This is a genomic window from Mucilaginibacter sp. CSA2-8R (assembly GCF_038806765.1).
Classification (GTDB): Bacteria; Bacteroidota; Bacteroidia; order Sphingobacteriales; family Sphingobacteriaceae; genus Mucilaginibacter.
On sequence record NZ_CP152389.1, the window covers coordinates 2,022,512 to 2,040,195 of the forward strand.

Here is a 17,684-nt window from a genome sequence, read left to right on the forward strand (position 1 = left end):
TAACTTACCTACTGTTGATATACGTGATAAGGCCGATTATAAGATTTACTTTTGTTTTCTGTTTGGTATGCTTGACTTCTGTAAGCTTTGCACAATCTGCACGATATATTACAGGTAAGGTAACCGACGCCAAAACCGGCGAGCCGTTGCCGTATGTAACCATTTCGGTCAGGTTACCTGCACATCAAATCAAAGCGGTATCAACCGATTTTTCGGGTTTATACAACCTGACCCTTCCGGCAGGCGCTGCACCCGATTCTATTTTTGCCACCTATGTAAGTTACATCACCGGTAAGAAAACATTGAGCCGCACCGATAAAGTGATAGACTTTCAGTTACTGCCAGATAACCAAATGCTTAAAGATGTTATCGTTACACCCCATAGTTATGAAAATCCGGCTTGGAATATTATGCGCAAAGTAATTGCACACAAAGACAGTAATAACTTTGACAAGCTTAAGAGTTATAGTTTTGAGAGTTATAAACGCATTGATCTTTCTATCAATAAAATAAGTGAAAAGCTCAGGCGGCGCAAATTTATGCAACAGCTTACCCCGGTACTTGACAGTTTGAAAAAAAACGCCGGTAGCGACGGCACGGTAATTTTGCCGATTTTTATGTCGGAGAGTATCTCCAATATTTATTATAACCGCAGACCCGAGCGCAAGACGGAACAGGTACTGAGCACCCGGTCAAAAGGGGTGGGCATTGAAGATCCAACGCTTATTTCTCAAATTGTGAGTACCGGATTTCAGCAGTATAATTTTTATCAAAATTACCTGCGCCTGGCCGGCAAAGACTTTATATCGCCGGTTACGGACAGCTGGAAGCTATTGTATGAATATGAACTTATAGAAAACAACGATGTCATTAACGGTGTAACCTGCTACCGCATTGCATTCAAGCCCAAGCGGGCACATGATTTAGCATTTGCCGGTGTAATGTGGATTACGCGGGATAGTTATGCGCTTTACCGTATTGATGTTACGGTAAGTGAAGATGCCAACTTAGACTTTTTTGATAAAATACGTATCCAGGAAGAGATGACACAGCCGGCAGGTACAAACGCATGGTTGCCCGAGAGAACGCGTGTAGTTGTACAAGTAAGTAACCTCATCAAAAATCAGCCTGGCTTTATTGGTAATTTTTATTTGGCCAATAAAAATATCCAAGTCAACAAAGACTTTCCGCAGCAGTTGTTTAAAGAACCGCTAACAATAAATGACAACGCGGTAAAAAACGATGAAACTTATTGGGCGCAGCACCGGTACGATACACTTACCACAGTAGATAAGCGAACTTACCAGGTAATTGATACCGTCCGTAATTTGCCTATTGTTAAAAACTACGCCAACATTGCTTCTACCATCATTAACGGTTATTACCGTGTTGGCAAAATAAGCATTGGGCCTTATCTGTATACTTACAGTTATAACGATTTACAGGGAAGCGTTTTAAGGTTGGGAGGGATGACTAACCGCTATTTTAGTAACCGCGTTGTTTTAGGCGGTTATGCCAGCTATGCATTTTTGAACCGTAAAGTGAATTACGGAGCCTCAGCAGATTATATATTTTCGCGTAAGCCATGGACGCAGCTTGGTATATCTTATAGCCATGATTTAGCGCAAACCGGTTACCAGTTCGAAAACTTTAGCAAATCAAATAACGTCTTCCGCGCATCTATTCGCAACGGTTCCGTAAGCCGGCGTGGTCCTTTTACCCAAAACGAATTTAAAACATACATCCAGCATGATTTAACAGGTACATTACGTGCACAGATTACCGTGGCTCACCGGACATTTGATCCGCTTTTTGATTTCAGTTATCGCAGGCGTGATGACGGCGATGTTATTCATGATTATCAAGTTTCTGAAGCTGTAGCAGAACTGCAATGGACGCCCGGCCGTCGTGAGCTGCAGTCTGAGCAGATTAATAAAAGGATTCTAATTAACAATGGCGAAGATAACCCGGTAATCACTTTCCGTTATACGCGCGGTGCCAAAGTATTTGGCGGCGATTTTAACTACAATAAGTTTGCTGCTAATGTTACCCAAAAGTTGCATATGGGTATATTAGGTAAAGGAGAATATTCGCTTAGCGGTGGCTATATTCCGTCAGTGTTGCCATTCCCGTTGTTAGAAAATCATCGGTTTAACTTTAACACCATGCGCTTTCTCGAATTTACGAGCGACAGGTATGCCTCGTTAAATTATACCCAGCATATGGAAGGTTTGCTCACCAACAGCTTGCCTTTACTTAAATCCTTAAATTTACGTACCGTTGCCGATTTTAATATACTTGTCGGAAGTATAAGCGAAGATAACAATACCCTCAGACAGCGTAATGGTTTACGCCGGTATGACCGGAACCTGCACAGCGATCCGTACATGGAAGTTGGATACGGTGTAGAAAACATCTTAAAGTTTTTGCGTTTTGATGTGCTGTACCGCCTCAATCATAACGACCATTTAGACGAAGCCGGTAAATTGCCTGGCCGCATAGCTTTTAGAACCAGTTTGCAGTTTAGATTATAAGCTTAAAACAACACCAGGCTGGCAACGCCTTACGTTTATCCAATTAAACTATCAACTCCAGCTGTTATCTATAGTGAAATGTACATCGATATTTAACTCAAAGCACAGTATGGGCTTGAAGAGTTTTTGTACAGGCAGCATGTAATGATGTTTGTACTGGGCTATTTATATGTTACTGGAGATAGTTTTCTCATGCAGCAGAGTAGTAGGCTGCCGTGCATGCAGGCGCTGTGCGAAAGTATATAAACTTAATGAGTGGCTTAAAAGTAAACCGTATTTTGAGCGTCTTTTATGGCAAATTCATTTTGCACGCAAAGGGTTTTAAGTATCTGAAGTGTCATTACGCAACTTATATTATTGTATAATTAATTTAACTTTATTGAACATTTGGACCATCAAATTGACGAATAATATATTAAACAGTGTAATTACAAGTATACATTTGATGATTAAGCCTGCACTATGCGCCAATTTTTCAATTAGTTTAGTGCGTGCCGGTATAAAGGAAATTTTTTAAACCTAATGATAAAGTCGCTTCTTCTGTTTTTAACGCTATGGCTTGCCTTGCCGGCTTTTGGGCAGTTGTATAAATCGCATTTCATTAAGCCAGATAAAGTAGCTATTGATTTTTCTGAAGGAGTGCTGGATATTATTCCAGTGTCCGAAAAGGCGGTGCGTATACAATATCATCAAGGTGCGCTTAAAGAAACGCAAGAATTAGTTTTAATTAATAAAATCCAGATACCGAAGTTTAAAGTTGTTGCAACGCCATCGACAATCAAATTATCTACCCGGTCTTTGTTGGTGACATTTTCAAAACTCACCGGAGCCATATCCTTTGCTGATGCAAGCGGAAAAATATTTTTGCAGGAGAAGTTGGGCAGTCGCAAGCTTACACCAGGCAGCACACAGGGCGAAAAGTGTTTTACGGCCGAGCAAAGTTTTACGTCAGCGCCGGATGAAACCTTGCTGGGTTTAGGGCAATTTCAAGACGGTGGCTTTAATCTTTTAAACCTCAGTCGTAAGTTAACGCAGGTAAATACGCAAATCGCCATTCCCTTTATCTATTCGAGTAAAAATTACGGCATTTTATGGCATCAGTACGGGCTCACTTATTATAATCCGTCTGATAGTGTGGTTACGCTCGCAAAAAAAGACACTGTTGCCGGTGGAAAAGCCGATGCTGAGGTAACCACAACGGCAGGTACGAAAAAGGTATCGCAGCAGCAAGCGCTTTACCGGGGTACATTGAATATATATAGGGCCGGAATGTATTCTTTTCTTTTAGATTTAGGCGATATGGATAATAGGCACCTGCTTATTATTGATGGTAAACCGGTAATTGACCAATCTAATTTATGGTTGCCGCCTGCTGTGGGTAAACTGGCACATTTAGAAGCTGGTACGCATACCATACAAGTGGTTTGCAAGGCAAGCAACAAGCCTAAACTTACCTGGAAACCGGCTGATAATAGCACTACGTTTAGATCGCCCAATGCCAGGGAGTTAGATTATCTGGTATTTAAAGGTGCAAATGCAGATGAAGTGATTAGTAACTATCGCAATTTATCCGGGCAGGTACCTATGCTGCCTTTGTGGGCTTACGGCTTTTGGCAGTGCCGTGAGCGCTATACTTCGGGTAATCATCTGGTAGAAACTGTAAAAGAATTCAGAAAGCGTAATTTACCGGTAGACGTAATTGTGCAGGATTGGCAATACTGGGGTAAATATGGTTGGGGGGTACCCAAATTTGATGAAACCAACTACCCTGATCCTCAAAAATTTATTGGCGAGCTGCACCAGTTGAATGCACGCCTGTCTGTATCGGTTTGGGAAAACCTGGACAAGCGCTCTGATGTGGCTAAACCATACATTGCACAAAACCTATACATTGCTAATAGCCCCTGGATTGATATTTTTAACCCGGCAACGCAAAAAGTACATTGGAATGCACTTAACCAAAACCTATTTGCTAACGGAGTAGATTCTTGGTGGATGGATGCCACCGAGCCCGAAAATGATGCCCTTGCGGGTAAGCAAACCTATTTAGGACCAGGCGATTTTTACCGGCTGGTTTATCCGTTGTTTGTAAGTAAAGCTGTATATGACGGGCAGCGGCAAACCAACCCGAAAAAAAGGGTAGCTATATTAACCAGGTCTGCTTTTGCAGGTCAGCAACGGTACGGAACCATTAACTGGTCTGGCGATATTGGCTGGAATTGGGATACCTTTAAAAGGCAGATCGTGGCCGGTTTAAATTATAATATGACTGGTATGCCCTATTGGACTACCGATATCGGCGGGTTTTTCAGGCCGGGGCGTTCTCAGTATACAGACCCCCAATACCATGATCTGCTGATACGCTGGTTTCAGTGGGGGGCATTCAATCCTATTTTCAGGACACATGGTTACCAGTCAGAAACTGAACCATGGAAATATGGTGATAGGGTAGAGGAGCAAATGCGTACCATTCTTAACCAGCGCTATCAACTCATGCCTTATATTTATTCGACTGCATGGCAAGTATCTAAAAACGGATATACGATGATGCGGCCGCTATTGATGGATTTTTCGGCCGATCATGATGCTATCATTCAGCCGTATGAGTATATGTTTGGGCCGTCAATGCTGATTGCACCTGTCATTGAACCGGGTATAAAACAGCAGGCCGTTTATTTGCCCAAATCTGCCGGTTGGTACAACTGGTACAACGAGGAAAAGTACGTAGGAGGCCGGTCGGTTAAAGCTGATGCCGATGGTAAAATTCCAGTATTTATAAAAGCAGGTGCAATTATTCCGGTCGGTCCAACAATGCAATATACCGGACAAAAGCGGGCTGATACCCTCGAACTTCGCATTTACAGCGGGGCGAGTGGTAGCTTTACTTTATATGAAGACGAAGGTGATAACTACAACTACGAAAAGGGTTTATATAATACCACACGTTTTTCATGGAATGAGAGTAATAGATTGTTAACTATCGAACCCCTTATAAGTAAGCACTACCCGGGGCGCTTAACCAAGAGAACATTCTCTGTTCGGGTAATTGATGGAAAGCAGGCAGGGACAACTTCAGCTAAGTCTGCTAATATCACATATTCAGGTATAAAGCGGGTGGTAAAGATCTGACACGTTAAATTATCTTAAATATTAAAGGCTGCACGGATAAAGCAGCCATGATAGATTTTAATTTGCTATTTCAATTCACAATACAAAGGCCATGTTGCTTAGCAGCATGGCCTTTGTATTCGAATCTGACCAAGAGACTATTATTTCATTTCACTGCGACAAGCCGTTTAATTATATGAAATTGATTAATCAGTAGCCCTGTTTGTTGGCTAAAGTCTCAATTCTCAACAGCTCATCAATTCACTACTCATAATAAAAATTTTTCTAAAGGTTGAACAACCTATAAAAATCACTTTATCAATTTTACTATCACAAAAAAGACTTGTAATCGATTGAAATAGGTAAAAAAGCCACTTTTTAAACAAACGTGTGATAGAATTAAACAATTGTACACTTGTGAAATCGGCAGCAAACATAGCTTTGAAACACTGATTTATTGCATCACAATCGAGCATTTATCCGGTTTGATGCCGACCAATTATAACTGAAATTCTTGTTTTTAAAATCTGCCCGAGCAGCTGGTAACAAAGTTTGCTAAAAACTATATGGTAAGGTTGCCACCATGCTGTACTGTTATAAACGTTTGATTGCACAAGCGCAGATTAAAATTAAATACAAGGTATTACCAATAATAGTAAGAACCTGAAAGCCGATAGGTTTTCTAAAATATAGCTTGGACCTATTTATACAACATAAAACCAGAGAAGAAAATGAAAGCACCTACCTAATTTATCAACCAGCCGGCTATTCGACTGAGTGCCGGTTTGCAAGCGTCTAAATAATATTTACTAAAAAAATAATTATGAAAAAAGGTTTACTTCTTCAAAAAATATCTATTAAACCTATCCTGAGCGTTGATGGATTCTATATAGATAAAAACAGCAGTAAGGTGATATAGAAAACATACTGTCAGGTAGTCTCAGCGATATTAAAAATAGTTAATTATTGAATATAATAAACTGAGCCATCAAGTTGAATATATATGTTTTCATATTCATAGTATACCCTGTCTTGGTATAGAATATATAACTATTTAAATAAACCTACTATTCACTATCCTCTGTAAAAATGATAATAAATAATGAAAAGCGATATGCAGGATTTTTGTTCTTGCTACTGCTGATGCTTTTTGACGCGACATCGACGTTTGCGCAAAACAGCATAACCATAAGGGGTACTGTAACCGAAAAAAACGGCGATCCGGTAATCGGTGCTGTAATTTCGACCAAAACTGCCAGTTCCCGCAAAACGATGGCCGATAAAGACGGAAAGTTTTCGCTAACCGTACCCAACAGTGGTAACGTTGTACTGGTAGTTTCTTTTTTAGGTATGGTAACTAAAGAAGTACCTGTTACTCCGGGCGCACCTATTAATGTAATACTGGAGAGCGAAACCAGAAACATGAACGAAGTTGTGGTGGTTGGCTACGGGCAGCAAAAAAAGGCCAGTGTAGTTGGTGCCATTGTGCAAACGACGGGTAAGGTGTTAGAACGCACGGGCGGTGTAACTAACTTAGGTATGGCTTTAACAGGTAACCTGCCTGGTTTAGTAACTCAATCATCTTCGGGTCAGCCGGGCGGCGAGGATCCGCAAATCACCATCCGAGGTACAAGTTCATGGAATAACAGCGCAGCGCTGGTGCTGGTTGATGGTATCGAGCGTTCTATCAGTTCGCTTGATATATCCTCGGTAGAAAGTATTTCCGTTTTAAAAGATGCATCAGCCACTGCAGTATATGGTGTACGTGGTGCAAATGGTGTAATTTTAGTAACCACCAAAAAAGGTGTTGAAGGCAAACCGCAGATACAGTTTCGCTCAAACGTTACTACTAAAATAGCCTCTAAGTTGCCCGAAAAGTACGATTCATACGATGCTTTAACTATTAGAAACCGGCTTTTAGAAAGAGAATCAATTGTAGACCAAGGCGTATGGGCAGCCTACTTACCAGCGTCTATTATTGATAAATACCGTAATCCGGCTAATTCTACAGAACGCGACCGTTATCCAAACGTAGATTGGGAAAAGGAGTTGTTTAAAAATAAAGCCATGTCCTACAATACATCGGTTAATGTGTCGGGCGGCTCTAAATTTGTAAATTATTTTGCAGGTATAGACTTGGTACAAGAAGGTGATTTATTTAAAACATTTCAAAATAACCGTGGCTACAAACCGGGCTTTGGTTACAACCGTACCAACTTCCGAAGCAATCTCGACTTCAATTTAACCAAAACAACTACTTTTTCTACCAAGCTATTTGGTTCAAAAGGTGTTCGTAAGCTGCCTTATGGGCTTAACGATGGCGATGGTCAGTATTGGTCTTCTGCTTACCGTACTGCACCGGATACATTTCAGCCAGTTTACTCAGATGGAACTTATGGTTACTATCCAACCTCTATTCAAGATCAGCCAAATGCTGCTTTCTGGCTGGCATACTCGGGTGTTGAAGAGCGTACAGCCACCCAGCTTACTACCGATTTTATCCTGAATCAAAGGTTAGATATGGTAACTAAGGGGCTTAGTTTTAGATCAAGCATATCGTTAGACAATAGCTTTTTAGAAAGAAACCGTGGTATTAATGACCAGTTTAACTCTGCACAACGTAAGTGGATTAGTCCATCAACAGGTTTAACTGGGTATGAAGTTTCTCCGATTGTTGCAGGATCTCAAGTAGACTTTAGTGATCCCGTATCATGGCAGGTTAACCCAGGTGCGGTAGATAAAACTGCTACCTTCAGGCAAATCAACTACCAAATAGGTTTAAATTACAACCGCAGTTTCGGTGCGCATGAGGTAACCGGTTTGGCATTGTTGCAACGCAATCGCCGTGCAACCGGCAGCGACTTTGCAAGTTTTCGTGAGGATTGGGTTTTTAGAGCTACGTATGCGTACAAAGGCAGGTACCTTTTTGAAACCAACGGCGCATACAACGGCTCTGAAAAATTCGGACCTGAAAATCGTTTTGCTTTCTTTCCTTCTCTATCAGCTGGATGGGTTATCACGCAAGAGCCTTTCATGAGGAATGTCAAATTTATCGACAATCTTAAATTCCGCGGTTCCTGGGGTAGGATCGGTGATGATGCCGCCAATACCGGCGGCCGCTTTACATTCCGCGATTCATATTTATATGGCGGTAATACGCAGTCGGGAACTAACCAGCCGGTTTTTACCCCTGCTTATTCACCTTATACAATTTATCGTCAGGGAAATTTAGGCAATCCCGACATTTCTTGGGAGACTTCAGAAAAACGAAATCTTGCTGCCGATTATAGCTTTTTTAGGGGGCAAATATCGGGTAGCGTAGACTTTTTTAACGATAGGCGTAAACGCATTGTTATTCAAGGCGATGGCCGTGCAATACCTTCGTTTTATGGTTTTGTAAGAAGCGCTCCGAGCGTAAATCTTGGAGAGGTTAAAACCAGCGGTTATGAGATTCAGGTTAATTTGACCCACTCTTTTAGCAATAACATCCGTGTTTGGGCAAATACAGCCGTTACCCATGCCGAAAATAAAACTATTTTTCGGGATGACAGGGAGTTGAAGCCTGCTTATCAAAAACAAGCTGGCTTTGCTATAGGCCAATCAAATACGTACATCAATAGTGGCTATATCAACAGTTGGGACGACCTTTACGGGAGTACTACTCGTGATGCCAGCAACCAAAATAAGCTCCCTGGAGATTATAACATTATTGATTTTAATGCCGACGGTGTTATTAATACTAACGATACAGCTCCGTATGGGTTTACAGGTAACCCGCAAAATACGTACAATGCTACCGTTGGTTTTGAATGGAAACGATTTAGCTTATTTGCTCAGTTTTATGGCGTTAATAATGTAACGCGTCAAATATTTTTCCCCAATTTTCAGGGTTCAAGCAACTTGATTTTTGTTGAGCGCCCATTTTATAATGCTTCAAATGGACAAGGGGATGTGCCGTTGCCAAGATATTCTGTACAAAATGCTTCTGGAGCTAATGGTACCCGGTATTATTACGATGCCTCCTATTTGCGTTTAAAAAATGCTGAAATAGGTTATGCGCTTCCGGCTAATTATGTAAAAAAAGTTGGTTTAAAAACTGCCCGTTTATATGTAAACGGCAACAACTTATTGTTGTGGACCAAGATGCCTGATGATCGCGAGTCTAATTTTAGCGGTGCCGGCGATGGTAGTAATGGTGCATATCCAACCGTAAAGCGCTTTAACATAGGTATTGATATAACCTTGTAAATTTCAAAAAGATGAAAAAAATATTTACGAAAATATTGTTGCCCTTGATGATTGTGTTGGGCACAGGTGCACTAAGTTCGTGCAAAAAATATCTGGAAAGATCTCCTTTAACTGATATCAAAGAAACGGACCCTTATAAAAACTTTCGCAACTTTCAGGGTTTTACCGAAGAGATTTATAACTGTATTCCGCTATTGAGCGTAAATCAGGCTCATAATTCAATTAATCTCGGCGAAGATGAATTTTGGAACCCTCTAGAACAGCGACTTGTTTCTTATCATATTGATAATGGTAATTACTTTAACTGGACCGGAGTTCTTTATACCTTTTTAGGTACTGATGGATCTGGTGCTTCCAATACTGATAATGCCAACAAAGGTAATTTATGGGGCTTGTGCTGGTATGGTATCCGGAAAGCCAATCTTGGCATTGCCAACCTGGATAAAATGACTGATGCAACGCAAGAAGAGAAAGATTTAATAGCTGGACAGCTTTATTTTTTCAGGGGCTTTCTTCACTTTCAGGTAATGCAATATTGGGGTGGCTTGCCTTATATAGACCAGGTGGTACCAACCAACAACGTTATTAAATTTCCCCGTTTGAGTTATCAGGCTACAGCCGACAAGGTTGCGGCCGATTTAAAGAAAGCATCAGAACTGTTGCCTTCAAACTGGGACGAGACAACCGCAGGTAAACAAACCCTGGGTAACAATAACGATCGGATTAACAAATGGATGGCATTAGGCTTTTTGGCTAAAAATTACCTGTTTGCCGGTAGCCCACTCATGAACCGTGAATCAACCGGGAGCAGTACCTACAACACAGATTACTGTAAAAAGGCAGCCGATGTTTTTGCGCAAATGCTGCAGGGCATTGAGTCTACCCAGCGTTATGAGTTAGCTCCTTATTCACAAATACGTGATATACTTTACACCTGGAACAAAGGTGGTTTAGTTCCGGGTTTAAAAGAAAATATAATGCACGAAGGCATGTCAGGTATCAATAATCGCTGGCGATACAACCAGGTAAATGATTACCGGCCTATAGTTATTCACTCGTCTGGTATTAAAGTGTATCCTACTGCCAATTATGCAGATTATTATGGGATGGCCAACGGGTTACCTATTCCTGATCCTGAAAAAGCAGATGCTGAGAGTGGTTACGACCCGGAGTATCCATGGCGCAACCGCGACCCTCGCTTTTACAATGATATTTTGATTGATGGCGAAAAATGTGTTACCAATGGATCTGCTGTTGGTAATAATGAGTTCCGGCAATATGCAAGTTTATTTACCAATGGCTTAATGCGCACCGCTGATGGTAATAATAAAGTTTGGACCGGGTACATGAACTCTAAAGTGGTTGCCAAGAATATGAACAACGTAGATGGTACCGGTTTGCCTGAAAATAACACGTTTGCGTTAAGCTTAATGCGATTGGCCGATGTGTATTTAATGTATGCCGAGGCTACCGCTAACGGTTACGGCACGCCGCAGAGCATTGCTCCCGGATATTCTTTGTCGGCAGTGGCTGCGGTTAATAAGGTGCGTACTCGTGCTGGTATGCCAGGCATAAATACTAAATTTTTAGGCTCAACTACCAGTTTCATGAGCGAGCTGCGCCGCGAAAGAGCAGTGGAGTTGGCATTTGAAGGCCATAGGTTTAATGATTTACGCCGTTGGTTACTATTAACACAGCGCCCGTATACACAAAAAAAAGCTATTGAGTTTGACCGTGCTTTGCCTAATGCTCAGGTTTACGCAGATCCGAGAAATGCCCGTGTAAGAAATTTCAGGGAAACGGTTTTATTTGAAAGGCAATTTACTGATCGTCACTACTGGTTACCTTTCTTAAGAGACGATGTGAACACCTATGCTGAGTTTAAACAGAATCCGGGTTGGTAATTTAATTATTCGATAACAATGAAGAGAAGATATATAAAAACCTGCTGTGTTTTGTTTGCCGCATTTTTTGCAGGTGTGACAAAAACTCACGGGCAGGAAAAAACTGATACCTTGGTAAATGTAGCTTTCCGAACGATAGCTAAAGAAGATTTACTGGGAGGTGTTTCAACTATTAACGTCACTGAGTTATTAAAGAAAAGCTACAGCGCTAACAGTTTAGATAATTTGCAAAGCTTAATTAGTGGTGTTACTGGTACCAGCCTTAATGGTGCACCCAGTGCTAATATTTGGGGGCAGGCACCGCTTATATTAATTGATGGTATACCACGGCGAGCCATTGATGTTCGCTTAACCGAAGTAGAGTCAATTACTGTACTTAAAGGGGGTGAGGCTGTGGTGCTCTATGGTAGCAATGGTTCCAAAGGAGTTATTTTAATCACTACCAAAAGAGGACCAATCGGTCCGTTGCGTATTGATGTTCGTGGTAATGCCGGGTTATTTGTGCCAAAAGCATACCCGAAATACCTGAACGCAGCAGATTACATGACCTATTACAATGAGGCTTTAACTAATGATGGTATCGCTATCAGGCAAGGTTCAGCAGGGTATACGCAGAGTGAAATTGACATCACCAGGGCAGGCACAAGCCCATTTCGTTACCCAAATATTGATTTTTTTAGTTCAGATTACCTTCGCAAAAGTGCTAAAAGAGCCGATGTAACCACTGAAATTGCCGGCGGGAACGAATTTGCACGCTACTACACCAATATTGGTTTAAACTATAACAATAGTTTAAATAATTACGGTGAGCAAAAGAAAAATTATGATTTTGGCTTTAATGTGCGAGGAAATGTTGACATGAACATTTCAAAATGGCTTACAGCATCAGCAAATGCTGTAGCCAACTTGAGCGATAACTACGCAGGCCGGGGCGATTTTTTTGCAGCAAGTGCTTTAATACCACCAAATTTTAACCGGTTTTCGCCGCTTATTCCAATCAGCGCGATTGATCCAACCAATGCTCAGGCTTTAGCTTTAGCTAATAATAGTAATAATATTATTAATGGGCAGTATTTATTGGGTGGCTTATCAACAGCTCAAACTAATGTATTGTCGGACATGCTGGCTGCCGGGTACATTAAAACTAAATCACGCTCTTTCCTTTATAATCTTAACGCAACGGCCGATTTATCAACTTTTACCAAGGGGTTATCGTTTACTACCGGTACCAGTTTAGATTTTAACACAACATACACCGAAGGATACAATCGGCCTTATGCTACCTATCAGCCAACTTGGTCTACTATTAATGGTAATGATGTTATTACGGGCTTAACTCAGTTTGGTGTTGATCAAAACTCCACTTCCGAGTTTGTAGGGCGTTCTATTTACACGCAAACTATGTCGTTTAAATCTCAGTTTGATTACCGTCGTACCTTTGCAAATGACCATAATGTTACGGCTACGGCACTGGGTTGGTGGTTTACCAGTCAGTATTCCGGTGATGCCGATAATGGCAATGGTATTTACCAGCCTTTAAAAAACACCAATTTAGGTTTGCAGGCCGGCTATAACTTCCGCAAAAAATATTATGTAGATTTTTCGGGGGCATTTATACACTCTGCAAAGCTACCTCCGGGAAAAAGAGATGGTATCTCACCAACAGTTACGCTGGGATGGCGTCTCAGTGATGAGGGTTTTTTCAAAAACAATCTGTCATTTTTTAACAACTTAAAAGTTAATGCCTCATATTCGTCCATTAAGCAAGATTTGGATGTAACTGGCAGCAGATCTAACGACAGAAACGTTGCGGTTGATTATTATCTGTACGAGGGCTTTTTAACCAATCGTACTCCTATTGCAAATATTTATAATTGGCGCGATGGTGCAGCCGGTGCTAACACTACCCGCTCGGTAGGTGGCGGTAACCCCGACCTTACTTTTGTTAAACGTAACGAAATTAGAGTTGGTCTGGAAGGTGGTATGTTTAACAATGCAGTCACATTTGATGCCAACTATTTTAATCAAACAACTGATGGTTTGCTAACACAAGGGCAAAGTATTTATCCATCTTATTTTTCGGGTTCGGGTGATTTCAGACCTTGGATAAATTATGGGAAAGAGCAACGCAAAGGTGTTGACTTTGCTGTAAACCTGAATAAAAAGATAGGAGAAGTTCAATACTCACTGGGTGTTACTGGGTTGTTTTATAACTCTAAGATATTACGCAGAGATGAAACCCCTGCCGAAAGTTATTTAGCCAGAACCGGAACTGTTTTAGATGCAAACTATGGTTATGTAAGCCTTGGCTTTTTTCAAAACCAGGCCGATATTGATAACTCTCCGCGCCAAACCTTCGGCACCGTTAAACCAGGTGACATTAAATACCAGGATATTAACGGCGACGGTGTTATAGACACTCGTGACCAGGCAAATTTGGGCAAAAACGGCTTTGCTGCTTCGCCTTTCAACTTTGGTGTTAACCTCACAGTTAAGTGGAAACAGATTACCCTGTTTGCTTTAGCTTCAGGAAATACCGGCGCAATGGCGTTTAAAAACAGCACATACTACTGGCCAACTGCATCAGGCAAATATTCTGAAGAAGTTTTAGGACGTTGGACCCCGGCTACTGCGGCTACAGCCACTTACCCGCGTTTAAGCACTAACAGTACAGCCAATAATTACCGGAATTCAACCTTCTGGCAGTACAAAACCAACCGTATTAACCTGAACAGGTTGCAAATTACTTATGACTTTAATAACGAAATGTTTAAAAAATCATTTGTTCATGGCCTGAGTGTGTATGCACAAGGAGATAACCTTTTGGTTATAGCCAAAGAGCGTAAACTAATGGAAACCAACATTGGTATCGCACCGCAAACACGCTTCTTCAACCTGGGTGTAAGAACCACTTTTTAAACAATTTACTAATGGTAAACCACATGAAATTATATATAGCAATTTTAGGGTTGTCGGCAATAGCTTTATCAGGCTGCAGAAAGATACTGAATCCCGAGCCTGAAAACTTGAAAACTATAGAGCAAGCCTATACAGACGCAACTTTTGCACAGGGTATTTTAATCAATTGTTACAACAATATTCCGTCCTATTATGATAATTCGGAACAAGCGACGGACGATGCCGTAACCAACCAGTTAGGTTCAGCTTACCAGCAGCTGGCCACCGGTGCCTGGACATCGTCAAACAACCCTGTGTCCCTTTGGAATCAATCTTATGAGGCTATGCAGTACATTAATCTTTTCTTGGAAAACTCGGCAAAAGTGAAATTTGCTGCAAATGTAGAAGTGAATACGCTGTTTAACAGAAGGTTTCGTGGTGAAGCATTTGGTCTGCGCGCGTTATACTATTATTTTTTACTTCGCAATCATGGCGGTGTGGCCAGCAATGGTCAGCTAATGGGCGTGCCTCTTGTTACCAAGTATCAAACCGTTGCCGACGATTTTAACCAGCCAAGGGCCAGCTTTGACGATTGTGTAAAACAAGTATACCGCGATTTAGACAGTGCTGAAACCTATTTGCCGGTTGAGTACAATGATATTAGCGCAGCAGCGCAAATTCCGGCGGCTTTTCAAAGCTATACCCAAAATGTTGATAATTACAACCGGGTGATGGGGACGGCTGCCCGTCAATTTGTTAACGGTTTAATTGCAAAAGCAATCAGAGCCCGCGTTGCTTTACTGGCTGCCAGCCCTGCTTTTGCGCCAAGTGCAGCTAAATGGCAGGTTGCCGCTACCGCTGCATCAGTGCTGATTGATTACCGTGGCGGTGTTAACGCCTTGCCTGCAACCGGCGGTACCTATTATGCAACCGATGTAGATAACCAAAGCAACGGATCAAACCCACCGGAGATAATCTGGAGAGCAAACTTGAGTTCAAGCGATTTATCTAACCAGCAGGAGGCCCAAAATTTTCCGCCATCATTGTTTGGGTCCGGCATTATGAATCCTACGCAAAATTTGGTAGATGCTTTCCCGATGGCAAATGGTTATCCTATAAGTCACCCGAATTCAGCTTACAACACTGCTAACCCTTATGCTAACAGAGACCCAAGATTCAGAAATTACATCATCTATGATGGCAGTACTGCAGGCGTAACTAACGCAGTAATCAGAACCGGAAGCAGCTCTACCACAGCCGATGCTATTAACAAGCCAAACGCTACCCGTACAGGCTACTACATGAAGAAGCGTTTACGCATGGATGTAAATCGCAACCCAAGTTCGCTCAATCCCAAAAATCATTACATACCGCGCATTCGTTTTACCGAAATGTACCTTGCTTATGCGGAGGCCGCGAATGAGGCCTACGGACCAATGGGAACCGGCAGTAAATCGTATTCTGCTTATGATGTCATTAAAGCAATCCGCAAACGAGCTCTAAGCCCGAACGCATCTTTTGCTGACCCCTACTTAGAGGAGTGTAAAGCTGATCAGAGCAAGATGCGTGATTTGATACGAAATGAGCGCCGCTTGGAATTAAGTTTCGAAAGCTTCCGTTTTTGGGATTTACGCCGCTGGAAAGTTGATTTAACTAAACTGAATGAAACTGCCAGAGGACTCGATGTAAACGGCAGTGTAATTACGCCTTTAGACAATGTCGAAGTACGTTCATTTCAAAGCTATATGTACTATGGGCCAATTCCTATTTCCGAAGTGCAAAAGTATAGCCAGTTGTTGCAAAACCAAGGTTGGAGATAACGAAATACTAACAGCAAAAATTAATTCTTAGAAACATGAAACTGAATAAAATATATATGAGTCTGGCCATTGCAGCGGGTTTTCTGACCTCTTGCAAAAATGGTGATGCGCCATTTCCCGATTTTACAAACTCAGCCGTATATTTTGCAACGCAATATCCGGTAAGAACTGTAGAACTTGGTGAAGATTTGAACGTAGATAATTCACTGGATAATCAGCGCAAAATATCTATCAAAGCTACCATGGGTGGGGTTTACGAAAATAAAAAGGATGTAGCTATCGATTTTAGAGTTGATGAGTCGCTTTTATCTAACTTATACTACGTTGGTGGTGCTAAAATAAATGCGATGCCTGCGCAGTACTATCAATTAGCTTCTAACAAAATCACCATTCCTTCTGGCAGTATTATCGGAGGCGTAGAAGTACAGTTAACAGATGCATTTTTTGCCGACCCGACTGCCGTTGGCAGAAATTATGTGATCCCATTGGTGATGACTAACGTAAACGGTGTAGACTCAATTCTTAAGGGTGTTCCGATTGTGGCTAATCCATCTCGTGTAGTTGCAGCCAACTGGGCTACTCTGCCGAAAGACTATGTTCTTTACTCTGTTAAATTTGCAAACCCATGGCAGGCCAATTATCTGAGAAGAGGCGCTGATCAAATTACTTCGGCCACCGGTACCGTAACTTCGGCTGCTCGTCGTACGCCATTTGTAGAGAACAACGAGGTGGTAAGTGCGTCAACTTTAGGATTAAAAATAGCCAGGTTGCGTATAAATATCAAGAATGCTACAGGTACTAATGTGCCAGTTGATTTGGATTTAACTTTTGCCGATAATGGCACTTGCACAGTAACCGGTAGCTCTGCTAACTTTGACATTGCTGGCACTGGTAAATTTGTGCCTAACGGTGAGAAAAACAGTTTAGGTGGAAAAGACAGGAGTGCCATTTACCTTGATTATACGATTAACGCTAAGCTTCTGAACATAAAGTATGCTACCAAAGATACATTGGTAGTTCGCGACAGGGGCCTTAAGGCTGAAACCTTTGATGTAGAAAGAAGATAAAACTCACTAGGAAAGTTATTTTAAGGCAGGCTTGAAGCAAACTATTCAAGCCTGCTTTACTTGTGTATACAGCAAGTGTATTGGGTTGCCTGAATTATTATTAAT

7 protein-coding genes are annotated in these 17,684 nt (G+C 41.5%); all 7 read left to right on the forward strand.

Going from position 1 to position 17,684, the window contains the following annotated elements:
• The first annotated feature begins 71 nt into the window (after positions 1 to 71).
• The 7 genes from AAGR14_RS08615 (at position 72) to AAGR14_RS08645 (ending at position 17,579) form a co-directional block, all read left to right on the forward strand.
• Positions 72 to 2,534, forward strand: coding sequence for a DUF5686 family protein (locus AAGR14_RS08615; protein ID WP_342648182.1), 2,463 nt, complete (start codon positions 72 to 74; stop codon positions 2,532 to 2,534).
• Between the two features lie 522 nt (positions 2,535 to 3,056).
• A complete protein-coding gene (locus tag AAGR14_RS08620; RefSeq protein WP_342648183.1) occupies positions 3,057 to 5,663 on the forward strand; it encodes a TIM-barrel domain-containing protein in 2,607 nt (868 codons plus the stop codon).
• A gap of 1,068 nt (positions 5,664 to 6,731) precedes the next feature.
• The gene (locus tag AAGR14_RS08625) at positions 6,732 to 9,890 is read left to right on the forward strand and encodes a TonB-dependent receptor (RefSeq protein WP_342648184.1); all 3,159 of its coding nucleotides are present in this window, start codon (positions 6,732 to 6,734) and stop codon (positions 9,888 to 9,890) included.
• Positions 9,891 to 9,901: 11 nt separating this feature from the next.
• Positions 9,902 to 11,794 carry a RagB/SusD family nutrient uptake outer membrane protein gene (locus tag AAGR14_RS08630; protein WP_342648185.1) on the forward strand — a complete coding sequence of 631 codons (1,893 nt, stop codon included), beginning with the start codon at positions 9,902 to 9,904 and terminating at the stop codon, positions 11,792 to 11,794.
• A gap of 18 nt (positions 11,795 to 11,812) precedes the next feature.
• Entirely contained in the window at positions 11,813 to 14,713 is a 2,901-nt protein-coding gene (locus AAGR14_RS08635; RefSeq protein WP_342648186.1) for a SusC/RagA family TonB-linked outer membrane protein, read from the forward strand.
• Positions 14,714 to 14,736: 23 nt separating this feature from the next.
• Positions 14,737 to 16,512 (forward strand): RagB/SusD family nutrient uptake outer membrane protein, encoded by a 1,776-nt coding sequence (locus tag AAGR14_RS08640; RefSeq protein ID WP_342648187.1) that lies wholly within the window; start codon positions 14,737 to 14,739, stop codon positions 16,510 to 16,512.
• Positions 16,513 to 16,547: 35 nt separating this feature from the next.
• Positions 16,548 to 17,579, forward strand: coding sequence for a DUF5627 domain-containing protein (locus AAGR14_RS08645; protein WP_342648188.1), 1,032 nt, complete (start codon positions 16,548 to 16,550; stop codon positions 17,577 to 17,579).
• Positions 17,580 to 17,684: the final 105 nt, after the last annotated feature.